Raw genomic sequence first — 19,035 nt, 5'->3', positions numbered from 1 at the left:
ACTCCCTTGCGGGTGGCTTCAGGTGTATGTCACACCCTCATCCTTACCGGACCGCGCCCAGGTCCTGGCAGCTGTCAGGCGCACCCGACAGGGTCTGACGGGACCAGGGGGTCTCCGGATTGGAGCCGTCGTAGGCCGCAGAGGCGCCGGCGACCGGGGTCACGTAACCGCCTTGCCAGTCATCGGCATCACCCAGGGTGCCATTGGGGTCGACCACCAGGGTTTCGTTGACGGCCTTGACGGCGGATGCGGCCACTGCGTTCCAGACCTTGAAGTACTCCTTGGCCACGGCCTTTTCGGTAGCATCGGCTGGCGTGGTACGGATGCCGCCGGTGCGCAGATCAGGCTCGCCATTGACGACGCGGTTCTGGTAGGACAGGTAGTAGACATCCTTGTATTCGCCGGAAATGGCGTTCTCCAGCGTCGGCGCCACGCCGTCCACCTTCACGAAACGGTAGGCCAGGTTCAGCTTGGTGTTCTTCTCCAGCGAGTTGTAACCCATACCGTAGGCGGTGAAGGGCACGCCACCGTTGTTATAGGTGATGCCCAGCGGGTGACTGCCGGAAGCGGTCTGCACCACACCAGCACTGGGATCCAGATCCTTGCCGGGAACCACGGAGGAGTCACCGGTGCCGAAGTTGGCCGCATCGGTCTGCGGCAGACCGGCAAAGTCACCGTCGAAACCGTTGCCGGTACCCAGCGCATTCAGGCAGTCGTCCATGTCGGAAGATCCGCTGTTGGCATACATGCCGACCAGACCGATACCGGCGAAGGAGACACCGTCGTTCTGCTCAACCATGGACAGGTTGGAGTTGGCGCGGCAGTTGGTGCCCAGGAAGTTGATGGAGAACTGGGCATGGGTGCCGGAGCCGTTGGTGCGCTTGCACAGATGCACATTGTTGCCCTGGTTGACACCGCCGTTGAAACTGGTCGGGTTCAGCGGCAGACCGTAGGGCGCGGCGTCAGCCCAGGATTTGACCTGACCGAGGAACACGGACTTGATGAAGGCCGACGGCAGGCTGGGCATGCAGCGCACGGCGTCACGCTCGGCACGGGTCGAGCCCTGGGTCACGGCGCAGTCGGCGGGCAGCATGCCGGCGTTGGCCTGGCTTTCCACCAGGTCGTCGTACATGGGCAGGGTCACGGCAGTGCCGAAGAGCAGACCGGGGCCAGGTTTGATATCGAGATTGCCCTTGTCCTCGAATTCCTGGGTCGGACGCTGGGCCACACCCAGGGGCTCGGTGCCGGCACTCAGGGCCAGAGGACCGACGAAGGGCGCCGGCTCGATGTCGGAGATACCGGCATCCGGATCCTGGTTCTTGATCAGGCTGGGATCGGTGCACTCGTACAGCTCGTAGCTGTTGCCGGTCAGGCCGATCGGCCAGGCATTGTCGCCCTGGGAATTGGTCACGGCGTCGCAACCGGCCACCGAGGCATCCAGATAGATCTTGTTGCCGGGGCTGGCACCGTCCGGGTCGGAAACCGGTGCAACACCGGTGGAGGAACCGCCATTGTACTTGTACACCGCAAGATCGGCACCGCCCATCGGAGCCGGGAAGCTGCCCTTGACGGTGCAGCGCACGACCACATGGTCGCCCTGGTTCAGGATACCGCCGCCGGGAGTTTCGGACGGCAGGCTTTCCACTTCGTCGACGAACACCTGGATGGGATCGGACGGATCGCAGACACGAATGGTCAGGTCTTCGCGGAGGAAGTTCTGCGGGGCGGTGGCGCCGCCGATGAAGATTTCGTTGGCTGCACCGAGAGCGCCGGCCTGGGCTCCGCCGGAGACGGCCATGGCCACGCTGGCGGCAACCAGATTAAGTTTGGTACGCATGATTGAGACTCCTTCAGAAAATGATATTCAGATATGAATTCAGGCCTGCTTGCGGCGGCGCGCAATGCCGACCAGGCCGACCAGGCCGGAACCGAACAGCCAGACCGCGGCCGGAACCGGGACGGCGCTGACGGCGTCATAGCTCAAGGTACCGTTGGTGGCGAGATTCCAACTTCCCAGTTCGCCGTTCTTGGTGCCGGCGAAAAATCCGACCTGGCTGTACAGGAAGTCGTAGGAATCACCAAGATTCACGCCATTGACAATGCCATTGCCGTACACGTTGGTTTCACCAAAATGCGAACGATCGCCGTCCGGAATACCGGTGACGTAATTGTCGGGCGAAGCGTTGAACCAATCAGTATTGGCACCGGTAATGTAGGCAGGGATATTGCTGTCGACAGCCGGACCGACCGCACTCTGGTCAGTGAAACTGGCATTCGACAGCATGAACTTATCGAAACCGCTGGTGAAACGCCCCACTACCCAGTAGCGGACATCCGACGCACCATCGACAAAGTCGAAGATCGTCGTGCTCAGGGCCGCATCCGATGTAAAACTGGACACGGAACCACTGAAGATATCCTCGGCCTTGACGTCGGTATTTACTACCATGGAATCGCCGGACAGGCCGTTACGCACGATATTGACGACGATATCGGTATCATCGATAACGATAGCCTGCGCGGCACCGGAGGCGGCAAGCGCCACGGCAACGACTGTAGCTTTGAGTTTGAACATGACAGATGACTCCCGTTGAGTTTGTTGGTTATCCAGATATCCTTTAATCCTTTATTGCCGGCAGTGCTCCCATCTCCCCGCGTTACCGGCAGTCCGCGATCCCACCCCCGGCACAGAGGCCGCAGCGAACAATCGCAATGCCAGCCTAGACAGCATTTCTTACCGGCCGGTGAAGTTCCCTTTAACTTTTCTTGATTCCGCTCAAGCATTCGCAGCGGCTGCCGATACCCCTCCCTTGCATCGCGTGAAGGACACTAAACGAGCGGAATGACGCTGCAGTGAAATGGGAGTGATCCTTTTATGACATGCAGCACGCAGAAGACAGGAAATCGCTGCATTCCGTCACAAAAGCATCAACATTGTCATACGAACGATTACATACGTCGCATACAAACAATACGCAGCGATGACGCGCTGCAGAGGCGTGAAACAGAGGTGTCACAAAGGACGCAGGCAGGGGATCGAAGCCGGGACCGGCAACTCCGGAATGGCGCAGGTTCAGAAACCGTAGTTGAGCGAGAAATGCGTGCGGCTGTCACCACGCTCGATCTCATCGGAATCCGTCAGGGGCCAGGCAAGATCAAGGTTCAGGCTCAGACTGCGGAATGCCGATAGTCGCAACCCGACTCCGGCGCCGTAGAGTTCAAAACTGGTGGGACTTCCCGGCAGGGTGTCGTGATTACGCAGATAGGCGGCATCGGCGAAGGCCAGCAGGCGCAGGTTGTCGATCCGTTCGTGCAGATGCCCGGCCAGCGAGGGCGTGTACAGTTCCAGTGTGGCACTCACGCCGTCATCACCCAGCTGCTGTGACTCATAGTAGCCGCGCACGGATTCAGCACCACCGGCCGCGAACTGTTCGTTGCTGATCAGCGGCTGCCCGGCCAACTGCCCCTCGAGTAGCCCCCGCAGTCGGACACCGCTCTCAAGCTGGCGTTCGTGACTCAGCCGGGATGATAGGCGAAATTCGGCCGCGCCTGGAACCGCTTGTCCTCGAATTCCGCCTCGGAATTGCCCAGCCCGCGCACACCGAAGTTGACGCCGACCGAGAAGCTGCTCATGTGCTGGTCGCCGAACAGGCTGGCGCGGTAATCGGCGGACAAGCGGGTATAGTCTATCGGCGTCTGCAGGCTGTCGGCGCCCACCAACTCGATCGCCTCGTCGAAATCCTTGTAATCCGCTCCCAGGGTGAGCGAATGCGAATAATCATCGCTGGCCGCCAGGGGCCGGACCCAGCGCATGCCGAGGATGGTGCCGTTACCGATCACGGAGAGATCACCCGTGCCGCCCAACTCCGTATCGGATTCGGAATTGATCGCATACAGGGCCAGCCGATCCCTGCCATCCCGCACCGGCAGCACATAGGTTGCGGCCAGCACCGCAACCTCATCCGGCTCCTGCGGCGACGTCTGGTACTGCAGCGACAGGCTGTGCATCCGCTGCCACAGATTGTCGTAGCGCAGGTTGGCCGACGCGCGGGTACGGCTCGTGTCGGCGCTGTTGCGGCCATTGAGTTCCACACTACCATGCAAGGGCAATTCGTCCTTGACCCGTAACTCCACCTCCACCGTTCCCGGCCGCCGCCCGGGGCGAAACACCGGCGTGATTCTGCGGTCGCTGCTTTCCTGATTCAGCGCCTGCAGCTGTTCCTGCACCCTGGGCAGGTACGGGACCTCCCCTTCGGCGAGCGCGGGGACCGACTTGCGGATCCTGCCCAGCGAGAAATAGGTTGAACCGCTGATGCGCATACGGTTCACCCAGCCCTGCACCACCTCCAGCTTTACAATGCCCTCGGAAACATCCTGCTCCGGGATATTCACGATGACGGTGGGAAAACCCTGGTCCCTGTACAGCGTCTCCAATGCCTTACGCGCAGCTTCGACATCAGCGATGCCCCGGGCGGGTCCGAGATAGGGATAGACAGCGCGCTCGACCAGACGCCGATCGAGCATTGAATTACCGCTGACACGAATTTCCCAGACATCGAAACCGGGGCTACTGCCTTCAGTTGCGGCCTGCGCATGTACCGTCGTCATCCCGCCGACAAACAGCAGAAATGCAAGCAGTAGAAGCTGACGGGAGGGCATGCGGGATTCCTGTAGCCGGTTCCGGATTTGTCGGGACGACAGTCATATCAAGCCGGAAATCGTTCTGGTCCGGGACTGCCCGTTATTGCTGGAACCCGCGATTGTGCCGGTGCTTTATGACACACAAATGACAGCACGACTACGCATGTTTTCAACTTCAGTCCGAGGTTGATCGCGTGTAGAATCCGCAGCCCCGTATACATCACAAACGCGGAGCCTGTCATGTCCCCCATCATCCGTCTCGGCAGCATTCTCCTGGCCGCAGTCGTCCTGCTGGCCTGCACGCCCGGTGAAAACACACCAGACTCTCCTCTTGTTGTCGATATCACAGCCGTAGCCAAGGCACTGGGGCGGGACGAGGTGATGGAACAGCAGCTCGCCGCCACCCGCGATCAACTCAACCGGCAGCTTGACGAAATCAGCCATGACCTCAACTCCCAGCTGGATGAGAAGCAGGCAGAACTCGGTGAGCAGGCCGACGAGGCACAGACGCAGGAATTGCAGGCGCTCGCATTGCAGGCCAGGCAGACCCTGGAACAGACCCGGGCGCATGCGCAGCAGAAGGCACTCGCCTATCGCAGTTCACTGGTACTGGCCTTCCAGGAAGAGGTCCGCGGCGAGGCAGCCGAGATCGCCCGCCAGCGCGGGGCGACCAGCGTCATGCTGGCAAGCGTCGCCACCCTGTGGTTCGATCCGCGCACGGACATCACCGGTGAGGTGATTGCACGCATGCGTGCCGCAGCAGACCGCAGCGACAAGACGATGGAGTCCGACGGCATCACACAGGCTCCTGACTCCGAACAAACCAAATGATCTTTCACGCCGGCTGTTATCAGCTGCTATCGTGCCTCTTCAACCGGAATCACCCGGGGGCTGGACACGCAGCTGGAATGCCAGCCATTTCCCGTGCTCGGCCGGGTCAGTGTGGCTGTCCGCGGCATCACCGTGCCCGGAATACCAGAGTCCCTTGGTATTGAATACATAATTCACGACCAGATCGGTACGCTGCCCACGCACAACCGGCTCGGGGTGCAGGTTGTCCAGCACCCACTCGCGGCCGGCAGTATCCCGATACAACAACACCATGTGCGGTTCGATGCGCCCACGTTCCCGGTTGTAGATCCGGCTGTGTGCGAGTCTCAGCCGCCCATCGGAGATGCCCAGGCGGCGCAAGCTGATGTATTTCGTGATAACGAAATCCTCACAGTCACCCGCCCCGCGTGACAGGAATTCATCCGGACTGGCCCAATAGTCCGCCACCCCCCAGAGTTCCCGGTCACTGCGCTCCCGCATGCCATTGACGAACCGGTTCACCGTCTCGACCTGGATTCTTTCCGCCTCCCCGGCCAATCCGATCAGCAACCGCTGCCACTGCAGGTAATCCCTGGATTCTCCGCCTTCATCAGCAGCCACACCGACGGCGACTGCACACAGCCCCAGCAGCAGGACCAGAGACCGCAGCCCTCCACACCGACTTGCCACCCTCTCTGCCATGGGACTCTCCCGATACCCGACCTATCAACCCTAACGGCTCGCCGCAGTCGTCGCTTGACCGGATTGCCGGCTTGGCGCCGGCGAATCTCACGGATTGTGAGCCGTCGCACGGAAATCCATCCAGGAACTGTCACCAACGCAACACATTTTCATCGTTCTGCACGACGATCGTCATAAAAACGCATCCAATCCGTCACCTTCTCGCCATACGTCACTGGCACATTGAAGAACCACAGGACACGCCAGGAGAGATCAGTGAATAACAAGAAACAATGCGTCTCTGTCCGGTTCAAACCATCGGATCTGGAGCGTATCGAACGCATTGCCCGACGGTTGGGCGCGCGCAACTCGGACGTCATCCGTTACGCGGTCAAAACCGCCCTGACCCGGCTGATGGATCTGTGTGATCCCCGGATGGGCGGACAGCGGCTTCTGCCGCTCCTGCTTGGCCAGTACAACGAGCTCAACCGCCATTTCGACCTGGATGCCGACCGGCTGGAAGGGATCATCAACAACGAGGAAATCCCGGAACAGAACAGGGTTGAACGCACGGATATCGAACTGCTTGCGATGTGTGCACTGTCACCGCATTACATTCAGAACCGACTGCAGGAAATCACCGGCCAGGCAATCGATGCTGACGATGCCCAGCGCATGCTGCACCAGTATCTGCAGGAAAAATACGGCCAACGGCAACCCGATGGCGACCCCAGTCACAGCCAGTCACTGCAATAAACAGAAGTAACAAACGGAGGTAATCGAGATGAAAACAAGGCAAGTCACCATCCCGCTGTTCTGCGCCGCCCTGCTCTGGCTCGGCAGCTTCAGCGCTCAAGCGGCAACCGTGGCCTATGAAGACGTGCGGTTTCTGGAGGATTACGGCTGGTTTACCGACCCGTTCCAGGTGAGCGAGGCGGGAACCTATACCGCTACGCTGACGGATATGCAGTTCCCCGCCCCCTTTCTGGAACTGGCCATGACGGTCACGACCTCGACTCAGAGACTGGGGCTGGGGCTGGGGGAATATTCGGGCTTCTTCGATTTCGAGGCCACACCTGGCACACAGTATTATCTAAACGTGTTCTATCACGCGGACCATATCCCCGAACTGAATCAACACCTGGGACTGGCAGGTTTCGATATCCGCCGCGTTGGCGGAGCGGATGACGTCACCGCTGTTCCGCTGCCGGGGGCCGGCCTGCTGATGGGCAGCGCACTGGTGGCGCTTACTGGCATCAGTCGCAGGAACCGACCACCTGTCTGAACCTGCGCACGGCAAAACCATGCGCTCAAAAACGGGGCATAAGGAACCGCCAGGACCAATCAGGCATGGCGGAAAGAGGCTCCTCCATTACGCCTGTCTCCGTAGTCGAACCCAAATTGTTCTATCTCGAGGGTTCGAATCCTGTCTGGCATCCAAAGCAAAGGGGCCTGAAAAGGCCCCTTTGCTTTGGATGGCGGAGAGAGAGGGATTCGAACCCTCGATGGAGCTATTAACCCCATACTCCCTTAGCAGGGGAGCGCCTTCAGCCGCTCGGCCATCTCTCCGGGTTGGAAGGTGCGTAGGATACCGGGGAGAGTGGCGCAGGTAAAGTATGGCGCTCAGGAATCAAGGGCTTCGGGTTCAGTCGCCCTTGGCGGTGGCCACCGTGTCCTCGCCGTTTTCCTTCTGGATGCGCTCGTAAATCTCTTCGCGATGAACGGCGACATCCTTGGGCGCATTCACCCCGATACGTACCTGATTACCCTTCACCCCCAGTACGGTTACAGTAACTTCGTCACCGATCATCAGGGTTTCGCCAACCCGGCGAGTCAGAATCAACATGTGTTATCTCCTTGAACACTTTCAATTACGAGCAACTCAAAAGAACCCGGTACGGTCGATTACGCCAGCATCCCACTGGCGCATGCGCGACGGCACACTCTCTGTTTCGGCCAGAGCAACGGAAACTATAGTCAATTTTCCGTCCCTGGTCATTTATGGATTTTTATTTATTTCAATACGTTGGCAGCCCTGCTGCCGGCCGGCCGCGATTTTTCGCCGATTCAGCCCGCGGCCGGGCCCTCCAGCTTAAAGGCATCGTGCAGCGCGCGCACCCCCAGCTCGAGGTATTTTTCGTCCACCACCACGGAAATCTTTATTTCGGAGGTGGAAATCATGCGGATATTGATGCCCTCGTTGGCCAGGGTCTCGAACATGGTGGAGGCGATGCCGGCGTGTGAACGCATGCCCACGCCCACCAGCGAGAGCTTGACGATCTTGTCGTCGCCGGCAACCTCGCGCGCGCCCATCTCGCCGGCGGTCCGACGGACCACCTCGATGGCACGGTCATAGTCGTTACGGTGCACGGTGAAGGTGAAGTCGGTGGTCGCGCCATCCGGGGCCATGTTCTGCACGATCATGTCCACCTCGATATTGGCCGCGGCCACCGGGCCGAGCAGCTTGTGCGCCACACCGGGCTGGTCGGGCACGCCCAGCACCGTGATCTTGGCCTCGTCGCGGTTGAAGGCGATGCCGGAAATCAGGGCGTTTTCCATGGTCTCATCCTCATAGGTGATCAGGGTCCCCGGCCCTTCCGCGAAGGAGGACAGGACCCGCAGCGGGACATTGTACTTGCCGGCGAACTCCACCGAGCGGATCTGCAGCACCTTGGAGCCGAGGCTGGCCATCTCCAGCATCTCCTCGAAGGTGATGCGCTCCAGCCGGCGGGCGTTGGGCACCACCCGCGGGTCGGTGGTGTAGACGCCGTCCACGTCGGTGAAGATCTGGCACTCCCTGGCCTTGAGCGCGGCAGCCAGGGCCACGGCGGTGGTATCCGAGCCGCCGCGGCCCAGGGTGGTGATGTTGCCCTGCTCGTCCACGCCCTGGAAGCCGGCCACGACCACTACCTTGCCTTGCTGCAGGTCCTGCTGGATGCGGCTGCCGTCGATGTCCTGGATGCGCGCCTTGCAGTGGGCGCTGTCAGTGAGGATGTGCACCTGGCTGCCGGTATAGGACCGGGCCGGGCAGCCGCGCTTCTGCAGCGCCATGCTGAGCAGGGCGATGGTGACCTGCTCGCCGGTGGACAGCAGCACGTCCATCTCGCGCGGCGGCGGGGCCTCGCTGATGGCGCGGGCCAGGCCGATGAGGCGGTCGGTCTCGCCGCTCATGGCCGAGACCACGACCACCACATCGTCGCCATTGTCGCGGTAACGCTTGATCTTGGCGGCAATGGCCTCGATGCGCTCGGGCGTGCCGACCGAGGTGCCGCCGAATTTCTGTACCAGCAGTGCCATGCGTGTAAACCCGATTGTCTGGCCCCGGGCGGGGCACGAAAGGCGAGAATTAAACTACAAATCGCGGCGGGATGAAACGCCCAGTGGGATTTTCGACATGATTTTCAGTACGTAGGCCGGGATAAGCGCAGCGTTTCCGGCAAGCCGGCCGGGCCTGCCGATTATGCAGGACGAGATTGCCACGCTGCGCTCGCAATGACGGAGGCCTATCAGGCAGTCTGGCTTTCTGACAGCACGGAGCGCACCCACTCCGGCACCGAGGCCAGGGCCGCATCCAGATGCTCGGGCTGGTTGCCGCCGGCCTGGGCCATGTCGGGCCGGCCGCCGCCCTTGCCGCCGACCTGCCGGGCCACCTGATTGACCAGCTCGCCGGCCTTGACGCGCCCGGTCTCGGCCTTGGTCACGCCGGCGGCCAGGCTGATCTTGTCGCCGTTGACCGCGGCCAGGACGATGGCCGCCGTTCCCAGTTTGTTCTTGAGCTGGTCCAGGGTGTCGCGCAGGGACTTGGGATCGGCCCCGTCCAGGCGGGCGGCCAGCACCTGGATGCCCTCGACCTCCACCGCCTGACCGGCCAGATCGCCGCCGCGACTGCTGGCCAGTCTGGCCTTGAGCTGCTCCAGCTCCTTTTCCAGCTGGCGGTTCTTCTCCAGCAGCTGCTGCACCCGGCTCTCGGCGTCCTGGCTGCTGCCCCTGACCAGGCGGGCGATGCGGCTGAGCGCCTGCTCGGTCTGCTCGACATGGATCAGCGCCCGGTCGCCGGTGATCGCCTCGATGCGGCGCACGCCGGAGGCAATGCCGGTCTCGCCGGTGATCTTGAACAGGCCGATGTCGCCAACCCGCTCCACGTGGGTGCCGCCGCACAGCTCGACCGAGAAGTCGCCCATGCTCAGCACCCGCACCTGATCGCCGTACTTCTCGCCGAACAGGGCCATGGCCCCGGCCTGCATGGCGGAGTCGATGTCCATCACCCGGGTATCGACGGGCACATTGCGGCGGATCTGGTCATTGACCAGGTTCTCGATCGTCTGCAGTTGCTCGGGGGTGACCGCCTCGGGATGGGAGAAGTCGAAGCGCAGCCGCTCGGGATCGACCAGCGAGCCCTTCTGCTGCACATGCTCGCCCAGCACCCGGCGCAGGGCGGCGTGCAGCAGGTGGGTGGCGGAATGGTTCAGGCGCGTGGCCTGGCGGCGCTCGGCGTCGACCCGGGCCTCGACCTGCTCGCCCAGTTTGAGCTCGCCGGATTCCAGCACGCCGATGTGGGCGTGGGCGCCGGTGCCGCGCTTCTGGGTGTCATTGACGGTGAAACGGGCGTCGGCGGTCTCCAGCCTGCCGCGATCACCCACCTGGCCGCCGCTCTCGGCATAGAAGGGGGTGTGATCCAGCACCACGATGCCCTCCTCGCCGGCATGCAGCACCTCGACCGGCTCCGCGCCCCTGAACAGGGCGGTGATCCTGCCCTGGTCGATCAGGTGCTCGTAGCCGGTGAATTCGCTGCTGCACTGGATATCGATGTCGGTGGAATAGTCGGCGCCGAACTGGCTGGCGGCACGGGCGCGCTCGCGCTGGGCGGCCATCTCGCGCTCGAAGCCTTCCAGGTCCAGGGTGAGGTCGCGCTCACGGGCGATATCGGCGGTCAGGTCCACCGGAAAGCCGTAGGTGTCGTAGAGTTTGAACACCGTCTCGCCGGGGATCTCGTTGCCGGAAAGCTCCGCGATGTCGGCCTCCAGGATCTTCATACCCTGGTCCAGGGTCTCGGCGAAGCGCTCTTCTTCCTGTCTCAAGGCACGTTCGACCTGGGCCTGTGCATTGGTCAGTTCCGGATAGGCCTCGCCCATCTCGGCGACCAGCGGCGCGACCAGTTTATAGAAGAAGATGTCATCGGCACCGAGGCGGTAGCCGTGGCGCACGGCACGGCGCACGATGCGGCGCAGCACATAGCCGCGGCCCTCGTTGCCGGGCAGCACCCCGTCGGTGATCAGGAAGGCGCAGGAGCGGATGTGATCGGCGATCACCCGCAGCGAGCTCTGACCGGTCTCCTCCACACCCACCACCTTCGCCGTGGCCGCGATGAGGTTGCGGAACAGATCGATTTCATAGTTGCTGTGCACGCCCTGCAGCACCGCGGCCAGACGCTCCAGGCCCATGCCGGTATCCACCGAGGGCTTGGGCAGCGGGGTCATGTTGCCGTCCTTGTCCCGGTTGTACTGCATGAACACCAGATTCCAGATCTCGATGTAGCGGTCGCCGTCCTCCTCGGGAGTACCGGGCGGACCGCCGGGCACCTCGGGGCCGTGGTCGTAGAAGATTTCGGTGCAGGGGCCGCAGGGGCCGGTATCGCCCATGGACCAGAAGTTGTCGCTCTCGTAGCGGGCCCCGCCGGGCTTGTCGCCGATGCGGGTGAAGCGGTCCGGGTCGACGCCGATCTCGTTGAGCCAGATGTCGGCGGCCTCATCGTCCTCTTCGTAGACGGTCACCCAGAGCTTGTCGGCCGGCAGGCCGGCGGTCTGTGTCAGGAACTCCCAGGCGTACTGGATGGCCTCGCGCTTGAAATAGTCACCGAAGCTGAAGTTGCCCAGCATCTCGAAGAAGGTGTGATGACGGGCGGTATAGCCGACGTTCTCCAGGTCGTTGTGCTTGCCGCCGGCGCGCACGCAGCGCTGGGAGCTGGCGGCGCGGGTATAGGCGCGGGTCTCCTTGCCGACGAAGACGTCCTTGAACTGGACCATGCCGGCGTTGGTGAACAGCAGGGTCGGGTCGTTGGCCGGCACGAGCGGGCTCGACGGCACGACCTCGTGGCCGCGCTCGCGGAAGAATTCCAGAAACAGTGTGCGGATGTCCGCGCTTGTCTTCATACTCTAGCCCATTCCTACAGCCATGTAGGCCGCAGTCATCATACCCGTGATCGTCATCCCGGCGCAGGCCGGAATCCAGATACCGCTGCGGCCACTGGATCCCGGCATTCGCCGGGATGACGGAAAATCTGTTGGGCATTGAAAGCCAATGAACCCGCATCAAAGCTTACCCGATGCGGAACCGCGCGTCACCGGTCCTCCGGGTCATCCTCCAGCGCGGCCCGGCACTGTTCGGCGTCGAAACCGCGGTTCTGGAGAAAGCGCAGCTGTCTGGCCCGGTCCCGGAATTCATCCGGCACGCCCGACCCGAAACGCTTGTGCCGGGCCGCACGCGCGGCGGCAAACCAGTCCACGCCCAGTTCGGCCAGCGCGGTCTCGATCAGGGTCTCGTCGACCCCGCGCTCGCGCAGTTCCATCCGGATGCGCACCGGGCCGTAGCCGCGCTGCTCGCGATCCCGGGCATAGTGCTCGGCAAAGCGCGCATCGCTCTGCAGCCCCTGCGCGGTCAGATCCGCCAGCACCGGTTCGACCTCGTCGAAACCGTAGCCGCGCTGTTCCAGCTTGCGCCGCAGTTCCAGCCGGCTGTGTTCGCGCCGCGCCAGCAGCTCGACCAGCTTGTGCTCGATCTCGACGGAGCGGTCCTCCGGCTCGATCGTTTCGGGTGCGTCGTGTTCCGACATATCCGGTTCCCATAAAGACATTACCCGGCCGAAGCCGGGCAATGTCCGTTACGCGTAGTCTTTGGACGGATTGAGTGTGGCGCTGGCAACGCAGAGAACGCAAAGGCGCGGAGACGCAAGGAATGATCAATATACCTGAGGAATCTCTTAACTTTATCCGTCATTCCCGCGAAGGCGGGAATCCAGGTATTTCAGAGATATCTGGATGCCCGCCTTCGCGGGCATGACGGGAAAGGTAATAATCAGGGTTTCCTTAAAAAACCTCTGTGCCTCCGCGTCTCTGCGTTCTTTGCGTTCACCATACCCAACCAGCTCAGTTCAACGCCTCCGGCTCGGGCGCCTCCTCCATGGCCTCTTCGGCGCTGGATTTGGGCTTGACCAGCAGTTTGGCCCGCAGCTGCTGGTCGATCTCGTTGGCGATGTCCGGATTCTCCCTGAGGAAGTTGCGGACATTCTCCTTGCCCTGGCCGATGCGATCGCCCTGGTAGGAATACCAGGCACCGGACTTCTCGACCAGGCCCTCGGCCACGCCCATGTCGATGATCTCGCCCTCGCGCGAGATGCCCTCGCCATAGAGGATCTCGAACTCGACCTGCTTGAAGGGCGGGGCCATCTTGTTCTTGACCACCTTGACCCGGGTCTGGTTACCGACGATCTCGTCGCCCTTCTTGATGGCGCCGATGCGGCGGATGTCCAGGCGCACCGAGGAGTAGAACTTGAGCGCGTTGCCACCGGTGGTGGTCTCGGGGCTTCCGAACATGACGCCGATCTTCATGCGGATCTGGTTGATGAAGATCACCAGGGTGTTGGAACGCTTGATGTTGGCGGTCAGCTTGCGCAGGGCCTGGGACATGAGGCGCGCCTGCAGGCCGACGTGGGAGTCGCCCATCTCGCCCTCGATCTCGGCCTTGGGGGTCAGCGCGGCGACCGAGTCGACCACCACCACGTCCACGGCGCTGGAGCGCACCAGCATGTCGGCGATCTCCAGCGCCTGCTCGCCGGTGTCGGGCTGGGAGACCAGCAGGTCGTCGACGTTCACGCCCAGCTTCTCGGCGTAGCCGGGGTCCAGGGCGTGCTCGGCATCGATGAAGGCCGCCGTGCCGCCGTTCTTCTGGCATTCGGCGATGGCCTGCAGGGTCAGGGTGGTCTTGCCCGAGGATTCCGGCCCGTAGACCTCGACCACGCGGCCGGCCGGCAGGCCGCCGATGCCGAGTGCGACGTCCAGGCCCAGCGAACCGGTGGAGATGGCCTCGACATCGCGCACGGCGCCGACGTCGCCCATCCGCATCACGGCACCCTTGCCGAACTGTTTTTCGATCTGGTTGAGAGCGGCACTCAGGGCCTTGCGCTTGTTGTCGTCCATAGGGGTCTCCAGGCTGTGCTGTCAGGGGTGTCGGGCCATGCCCTTGTGGTTTTTCTTTATACTGGATGAATATCCAGTTGTCCAGAGGGGCGGTGCCGGGTTCACGGCGCCGGGTGGCCTGCCCCCATCCTACAACATCCCCCGCCCGGGTAGGATGGGTGAAGCGCAGCGCAACCCATCACGGAGCGGTCAACAGCCAGGACGCCAGCACCCGGTAGCCACTGCCGGCACCGGGGGATTCCACCAGGGCGAAGCTGCGCACCGCCCAGTCGATGGGGAGGAAATCCGCCGGGGCCCGGCAGCGCACGGCCTTGCGCGCCAGGGTGACGTGCGGGGCGAAGGGCCGGGTCTCCGGCTCGCCGCCGCAGTCGGCCAGGGCGGTATTGAGCTGTCGGTACAGCTCCAGCAGCGCCGGCGGCGGCTCGGCCGGCCCCAGCCAGGCGATGCGGGCGCGGCGGAAATGGCCGAAGCGGTCCAGGTGCAGGTCGAAGGCCGGGCAGCGGATGGCCGCGGCCGCCCGGATCAGGCAGTCGCGCCGCCCGGGCGGGGTCTGGCCGGGAAACACCAGGGTCAGGTGCAGATTGCCCCGGGGCACCCGCCCGCGCTGTCCCGGCCCACGGCCGCGGCCGCGGTGTCGAGCCGGTCGCGCGCGTCACCGTCCGGCCACAGGGCGAAGAACAGGCGCTGGGTGGGCTCAATGTCCGAGGGCGGCGAGGAGTCCATACAGGGCCCGTTCCACTGCCTGGCGACGCACCGCGTCACGGTCGCCGGTCAGGTGCCGGGTCTCCGTGCGGGGTTCTTCATTGATCCGGTTCCAGGCGAAGCAGACGGTACCGACCGGCTTGTCCGGGGTGCCGCCCTCGGGGCCGGCCACGCCGCTGATGGCCACCGAGAGCTGCGCCTTGCTGTGCCTCAGGGCGCCGGCGGCCATTTCCCGGACCGTAGCCTCGCTCACCGCGCCCTGCGCCTCGAGCGTCGCCGGACTCACCCCCAGCATGTCCTGCTTGGAGACGTTGGTATAGGTGACGAAGCCCCGGTCGAACCAGTGCGAGCTGCCGGAGGTGTCGGTGATGACCTTGGCCAGCCAGCCGCCGGTGCAGGACTCGGCCACGGTCAGCATCACCCCGGCCTCGGTGGCGGCACGGCCGAGCGCCTGGCTCAGGTCGGCCAGTCTTGTCTCAATGTTGCGGCCGGTCTCTGTCATGACCGGGTCCAGCCGGATTCCACCGCCCGTCATCCCCGCGCAGGCGGGACAAAAGCGCGCAGCGCGTTGAACGCCCGCAGGGCGAGCGTAGCGAGTAATCCAGTGATCGCAGCGGATTCTGGATTCCCGCCTGCGCGGGAATGACGATCTTCAGTAACTCAACGTGCCGAATGGACAATGTCCGCTCCATACCCGCCACTCAGGATTTGTGCTCGAGGATGCGCACCCCGAGGTTGAAGCCCCCGCCGTCGGCCGCCGGCTCGACCCGGACCACCTCGACCGCGGCATAGAACGGCGGCACCAGGGCCTTCTCCGGGACGATGCGCACCTCCAGCCGCGCGCCGGGGGCGAATTCCCGGGCGGTATCGATCGACAGCCCCTCGCCGCTCAGGTCGTGGGCATGGCCGTAGAAGGTCTCGCCGCTGGCCAGGTCCTTGCACTGGATCCGGGTGTCCAGCGCCATGCGCCGGAAGTCGCGTTTCTCGTCATAGTCTCGCCACATGGGCCCTGCTCCCGCTGTCGTTCGGCCAATCCCCGGAATCTGCAGCCAATCCGTCATTGCGAGGCGCAGCGCGCCGCGACAATCTCCAGCCGGCTGATCCTGCATTATGAGATTGCCGCGCTTCGCTCGCAATGACAGACAGGAGTGATACACCCGGCCTGTCCAATCCCGACTGTGGCCTTGCCGGTGCGAGGGACGTAAACTTCGCGCCATGACCGGGACCGCTCCAGCCAATGCCGCCCACACGCCCATGATGCAGCAGTACCTGCGCATCAAGGCCGGACATCCCGATATCCTGGTCTTCTACCGCATGGGCGATTTCTACGAACTCTTCTACGACGACGCCCGACGGGCCGCCGCCCTGCTCGACATCACCCTGACCCAGCGCGGTCAATCCGCCGGCGAGCCCATCCCCATGGCCGGCGTGCCGGTGCACAGCGTGGAACAGTACCTGGGCCGGCTGCTGAAGCTGGGCGAATCGGTGGCCATCTGCGAGCAGGTCGGCGACCCGGCCAAAAGCAAGGGCCCGGTGGAGCGTAAGGTGGTGCGCATCGTCACCCCCGGCACACTCACCGACGAGGCGCTGCTGGACGAGCGCCGCGACAACCTGCTGGCGGCCGTGGCCGTCGACGGCGAGGGCGACTACGGCCTGGCGGCGCTGGACCTGGCCAGCGGCCGCTTCACGGTGCAGGAACTGGCCGGCGAGGAGGCCCTGGCCGGCGAGCTGGAGCGCCTGGCCCCGAGCGAACTGCTGCGCCCGGACGGGGCGGCCCTGCCGGCCTGGCTGGAGCAGCGGCCGGGCGGGCGCACGCGTCCGGCCTGGGAGTTCGACACCGACAGCGCCTACCGCCGACTGACCGAACAGTTCGGCACCCGGGATCTGGCCGGCTTCGGCTGCCAGGGCCTGCCGCTGGCGGTAGGCGCGGCCGGCTGCCTGCTGGCCTATGTGCAGGAGACCCAGCGCGCCGCCCTGCCGCACCTGCGCGGCCTGGCGCACGAGCGGCGCGAGGACGCCATCATCCTGGACGCGGCCAGCCGCCGGAATCTGGAACTGGACAGCGCGCCCTCCGGCGAGCGCCGCCACACCCTGCTCGGGGTGCTGGACACGGCCGCCACCAGCATGGGCAGCCGGCTGCTGCGGCGCTGGCTGCACCGGCCGCTGCGCGATGCCACCCGGTTGCACCAGCGCCATCAGTGCGTGGGCGCCCTGCTCGATAACTGCAATTACACCGCCTTCCAGGACAACCTGCGCGGCATCAGCGACATGGAGCGCATCCTCTCACGTGTGGCGCTGAAATCGGCGCGGCCGCGCGACCTGGCCGGGCTGCGTGACAGCCTCGGCCAGCTGCCGGCACTGCGCGGGCTGCTGCAGGCCAGCGACGATCCACTGCTCGCCGAACTGCGCCAGCGCATCGGCGAACATCCCCAGGTGCACAAGCTGCTGCGCCGCGCCATTATCGACTCGCCGCCGGTACTGATCCGCGACGGCGGCGTGATCGCCGCCGGCTACGACAGCGAGCTGGACGAACTCCGATCCTTAAGCGAACACGCCGACCAATTCCTGCTGGACCTGGAGACGCGCGAGCGCGAGCGCACCGGCATCAGCACGCTGAAGGTGCGCTACAACCGGGTGCACGGCTACTACATCGAGGTGAGCAGGGCACAGTCCGATCTGGTACCGGCCGACTACCAGCGCCGCCAGACACTCAAGGGCGCCGAGCGCTACATCACGCCCGAACTGAAGGCATTCGAGGACAAGGTACTGAGCGCGCGCGAACGCGCCCTGGCCCGGGAGAAGGCCCTCTATGACGCCCTGCTGGACCAGCTGTGCGAACACCTGGCCACGCTGCAGGGCTGTGCCGAGGGCCTGGCCGAGCTGGACGTGCTGGCCACGCTGGCCGAGCGCGCCGAGGCCCTGGATCTGCGCCGGCCCAGTCTGTCACCGACCCCGGGACTCAGCATCCACGGCGGCCGTCACCCGGTGGTCGAGCAGGTGCTGGACGCGCCCTTCGTGCCCAACGACGTGGAACTCGACGACGCGCGCCGCATGCTCGTCATCACTGGCCCCAACATGGGCGGCAAGTCCACCTTCATGCGCCAGACCGCGCTGATCGTACTGCTGGCGCACATCGGCAGCTTCGTGCCGGCCGAATCCGCCGTCATCGGGCCCATCGACCGCATCTTCACCCGCATCGGCGCCTCTGACGATCTGGCGGGCGGGCGCTCCACCTTCATGGTGGAGATGACCGAAACGGCCAACATCCTGCACAACGCCAGCGAACACAGTCTGGTGCTGATGGACGAAATCGGGCGCGGCACCAGCACCTATGACGGCCTGTCCCTGGCCTGGGCCTGTGCAGCCGATCTGGCGCAGCGCATCCGCGCCTTCACCCTGTTCGCCACCCACTACTTCGAGCTCACCCAGCTGCCGGAACACTATCCCGGTATCGCCAACGTACACCTGGACGCCATGGAGCACGGCGAGCGCATCGTGTTCCTGCACGCGGTCAAGGAAGGCCCGGCGGATCGCAGCTACGGCCTGCACGTGGCCGCACTCGCCGGTATCCCCCAGCCGGTGCTGCGCCAGGCCCGGGAGCGGCTGCGCGAACTGGAGGCCCAGCCCATCGAACCGGCCACCGCCGGCGCGGCCGACGGCGCCCAGCTCGGGCTGTTCTCCGGCCCGGCCGACCATCCCCTGCTGGAGGCCCTGGAGGGCATCGAGCCGGATGAGCTGACCCCGCGCCAGGCCCTGGACGTGCTGTACCGGCTAAAGGGCCTGCTGGAGTAAAGTACGCCACGAAACCGTCACGCCGGTCCTCCTCACCCCTCACGCCTAACTCCTCACTTCAGTCTTAACCCACTGAAAGAAAAGACCTATTCCCATACCGAGCCGACCGCTCCGGCATGGCACCCATTTTGCTTTTCAAATAAGAAACTTAGCGGCACCTGCTAGGCCGGGACTGAACTCAGACATGATGGCCCTTACATCAGTCGGTTTTCAGCCT

The 19,035-nt window shown here is 64.0% G+C and carries 18 protein-coding genes and 1 tRNA gene; 4 read left to right on the top strand and 15 right to left on the bottom strand.

The window, feature by feature from the left end; genetic code table 11:
- Positions 1-43 precede the first annotated feature (43 nt).
- The 4 genes from D6C00_RS12870 to D6C00_RS12855 all read right to left on the bottom strand — a co-directional run bounded on the left by D6C00_RS12870 (position 44) and on the right by D6C00_RS12855 (position 4,608).
- Entirely contained in the window at positions 44-1,837 is a 1,794-nt protein-coding gene (locus D6C00_RS12870; protein WP_125182070.1) for a hypothetical protein, read from the bottom strand.
- A 39-nt stretch (positions 1,838-1,876) separates the two neighbouring features.
- Complete coding sequence (locus D6C00_RS12865; RefSeq protein WP_125182069.1) at positions 1,877-2,575, bottom strand: VPLPA-CTERM sorting domain-containing protein; 699 nt, start codon at positions 2,573-2,575, stop codon at positions 1,877-1,879.
- A gap of 498 nt (positions 2,576-3,073) precedes the next feature.
- Entirely contained in the window at positions 3,074-3,484 is a 411-nt protein-coding gene (locus D6C00_RS16395; protein WP_255416796.1) for a BamA/TamA family outer membrane protein, read from the bottom strand.
- 32 nt (positions 3,485-3,516) lie between these two features.
- Positions 3,517-4,608, bottom strand: a complete 1,092-nt coding sequence (locus tag D6C00_RS12855) for a ShlB/FhaC/HecB family hemolysin secretion/activation protein (protein WP_255416795.1) — start codon at positions 4,606-4,608, stop codon at positions 3,517-3,519.
- A 273-nt stretch (positions 4,609-4,881) separates the two neighbouring features.
- On the opposite strand from D6C00_RS12855, the gene D6C00_RS12850 reads away from it, so the two are divergent.
- Positions 4,882-5,472 carry an OmpH family outer membrane protein gene (locus D6C00_RS12850; RefSeq protein ID WP_125182066.1) on the top strand — a complete coding sequence of 197 codons (591 nt, stop codon included), beginning with the start codon at positions 4,882-4,884 and terminating at the stop codon, positions 5,470-5,472.
- A 39-nt stretch (positions 5,473-5,511) separates the two neighbouring features.
- Here D6C00_RS12850 and D6C00_RS12845 read toward each other — a convergent pair whose 3' ends face one another.
- Positions 5,512-6,153, bottom strand: coding sequence for a transglutaminase-like cysteine peptidase (locus D6C00_RS12845; protein ID WP_125182065.1), 642 nt, complete (start codon positions 6,151-6,153; stop codon positions 5,512-5,514).
- Positions 6,154-6,408: 255 nt separating this feature from the next.
- Here D6C00_RS12845 and D6C00_RS12840 point away from each other — a divergent pair, with 255 nt between their 5' ends.
- Positions 6,409-6,888, top strand: coding sequence for a hypothetical protein (locus D6C00_RS12840; RefSeq protein ID WP_125182064.1), 480 nt, complete (start codon positions 6,409-6,411; stop codon positions 6,886-6,888).
- A 28-nt stretch (positions 6,889-6,916) separates the two neighbouring features.
- Positions 6,917-7,417: a hypothetical protein gene (locus D6C00_RS12835; RefSeq protein ID WP_125182063.1), complete on the top strand. Its 501-nt coding sequence runs from the start codon at positions 6,917-6,919 to the stop codon at positions 7,415-7,417.
- A 191-nt stretch (positions 7,418-7,608) separates the two neighbouring features.
- Here the strand turns inward: D6C00_RS12835 and D6C00_RS12830 are convergent.
- The 10 genes from D6C00_RS12830 to D6C00_RS15500 form a co-directional block, all read right to left on the bottom strand.
- A tRNA-Ser gene (locus D6C00_RS12830) sits at positions 7,609-7,701 on the bottom strand.
- Between the two features lie 76 nt (positions 7,702-7,777).
- Entirely contained in the window at positions 7,778-7,978 is a 201-nt protein-coding gene (gene csrA, locus D6C00_RS12825; RefSeq protein WP_125182062.1) for a carbon storage regulator CsrA, read from the bottom strand.
- A gap of 221 nt (positions 7,979-8,199) precedes the next feature.
- Positions 8,200-9,429 carry an aspartate kinase gene (locus tag D6C00_RS12820; RefSeq protein ID WP_125182061.1) on the bottom strand — a complete coding sequence of 410 codons (1,230 nt, stop codon included), beginning with the start codon at positions 9,427-9,429 and terminating at the stop codon, positions 8,200-8,202.
- 209 nt (positions 9,430-9,638) lie between these two features.
- Entirely contained in the window at positions 9,639-12,281 is a 2,643-nt protein-coding gene (gene alaS / locus D6C00_RS12815) for an alanine--tRNA ligase (protein ID WP_125182060.1), read from the bottom strand.
- Between the two features lie 188 nt (positions 12,282-12,469).
- Positions 12,470-12,961 carry a regulatory protein RecX gene (locus D6C00_RS12810; protein ID WP_125182059.1) on the bottom strand — a complete coding sequence of 164 codons (492 nt, stop codon included), beginning with the start codon at positions 12,959-12,961 and terminating at the stop codon, positions 12,470-12,472.
- A 313-nt stretch (positions 12,962-13,274) separates the two neighbouring features.
- Positions 13,275-14,324: a recombinase RecA gene (recA, locus tag D6C00_RS12805; RefSeq protein WP_125182058.1), complete on the bottom strand. Its 1,050-nt coding sequence runs from the start codon at positions 14,322-14,324 to the stop codon at positions 13,275-13,277.
- Positions 14,325-14,502: 178 nt separating this feature from the next.
- Entirely contained in the window at positions 14,503-14,919 is a 417-nt protein-coding gene (thpR, locus tag D6C00_RS12800; protein ID WP_125182057.1) for an RNA 2',3'-cyclic phosphodiesterase, read from the bottom strand.
- Positions 14,895-15,047 carry a hypothetical protein gene (locus D6C00_RS15505; RefSeq protein ID WP_158675416.1) on the bottom strand — a complete coding sequence of 51 codons (153 nt, stop codon included), beginning with the start codon at positions 15,045-15,047 and terminating at the stop codon, positions 14,895-14,897. Before D6C00_RS15505 ends, thpR begins: the two co-directional genes overlap by 25 nt.
- Entirely contained in the window at positions 15,019-15,528 is a 510-nt protein-coding gene (locus D6C00_RS12795; RefSeq protein ID WP_317623014.1) for a CinA family protein, read from the bottom strand. Before D6C00_RS12795 ends, D6C00_RS15505 begins: the two co-directional genes overlap by 29 nt.
- 199 nt (positions 15,529-15,727) lie before the next feature.
- Entirely contained in the window at positions 15,728-16,030 is a 303-nt protein-coding gene (locus tag D6C00_RS15500; protein ID WP_158675415.1) for a PilZ domain-containing protein, read from the bottom strand.
- 211 nt (positions 16,031-16,241) lie between these two features.
- On the opposite strand from D6C00_RS15500, the gene mutS reads away from it, so the two are divergent.
- Positions 16,242-18,818, top strand: a complete 2,577-nt coding sequence (mutS, locus tag D6C00_RS12785; RefSeq protein ID WP_125182054.1) for a DNA mismatch repair protein MutS — start codon at positions 16,242-16,244, stop codon at positions 18,816-18,818.
- Positions 18,819-19,035 lie beyond the last annotated feature (217 nt).

This window comes from Thiohalobacter thiocyanaticus, from assembly GCF_003932505.1.
In the GTDB taxonomy this organism is placed as follows: domain Bacteria; phylum Pseudomonadota; class Gammaproteobacteria; order Thiohalobacterales; family Thiohalobacteraceae; genus Thiohalobacter; species Thiohalobacter thiocyanaticus.
The sequence above is the reverse complement of the archived record's forward strand: the minus strand, read 5'-3'. Positions and strand labels throughout refer to the sequence as shown.

What these genes read in the sequence shown, in the direction of transcription:
- D6C00_RS12870 (WP_125182070.1), bottom strand. Translation starts at nt 1,837, where the DNA reads ATGCGTACCAAACTTAATCTGGTTGCCGCCAGCGTGGCCATGGCCGTC.
- D6C00_RS12865 (WP_125182069.1), bottom strand. Translation starts at nt 2,575, where the DNA reads ATGTTCAAACTCAAAGCTACAGTCGTTGCCGTGGCGCTTGCCGCCTCC.
- D6C00_RS12855 (WP_255416795.1), bottom strand. Translation starts at nt 4,608, where the DNA reads ATGACGACGGTACATGCGCAGGCCGCAACTGAAGGCAGTAGCCCCGGT.
- D6C00_RS12850 (WP_125182066.1), top strand. Translation starts at nt 4,882, where the DNA reads ATGTCCCCCATCATCCGTCTCGGCAGCATTCTCCTGGCCGCAGTCGTC.
- D6C00_RS12845 (WP_125182065.1), bottom strand. Translation starts at nt 6,153, where the DNA reads ATGGCAGAGAGGGTGGCAAGTCGGTGTGGAGGGCTGCGGTCTCTGGTC.
- D6C00_RS12835 (WP_125182063.1), top strand. Translation starts at nt 6,917, where the DNA reads ATGAAAACAAGGCAAGTCACCATCCCGCTGTTCTGCGCCGCCCTGCTC.
- csrA (WP_125182062.1), bottom strand. Translation starts at nt 7,978, where the DNA reads ATGTTGATTCTGACTCGCCGGGTTGGCGAAACCCTGATGATCGGTGAC.
- D6C00_RS12820 (WP_125182061.1), bottom strand. Translation starts at nt 9,429, where the DNA reads ATGGCACTGCTGGTACAGAAATTCGGCGGCACCTCGGTCGGCACGCCC.
- alaS (WP_125182060.1), bottom strand. Translation starts at nt 12,281, where the DNA reads ATGAAGACAAGCGCGGACATCCGCACACTGTTTCTGGAATTCTTCCGC.
- D6C00_RS12810 (WP_125182059.1), bottom strand. Translation starts at nt 12,961, where the DNA reads ATGTCGGAACACGACGCACCCGAAACGATCGAGCCGGAGGACCGCTCC.
- recA (WP_125182058.1), bottom strand. Translation starts at nt 14,324, where the DNA reads ATGGACGACAACAAGCGCAAGGCCCTGAGTGCCGCTCTCAACCAGATC.
- D6C00_RS15505 (WP_158675416.1), bottom strand. Translation starts at nt 15,047, where the DNA reads ATGGACTCCTCGCCGCCCTCGGACATTGAGCCCACCCAGCGCCTGTTC.
- D6C00_RS12795 (WP_317623014.1), bottom strand. Translation starts at nt 15,528, where the DNA reads ATGACAGAGACCGGCCGCAACATTGAGACAAGACTGGCCGACCTGAGC.
- D6C00_RS15500 (WP_158675415.1), bottom strand. Translation starts at nt 16,030, where the DNA reads ATGTGGCGAGACTATGACGAGAAACGCGACTTCCGGCGCATGGCGCTG.
- mutS (WP_125182054.1), top strand. Translation starts at nt 16,242, where the DNA reads ATGACCGGGACCGCTCCAGCCAATGCCGCCCACACGCCCATGATGCAG.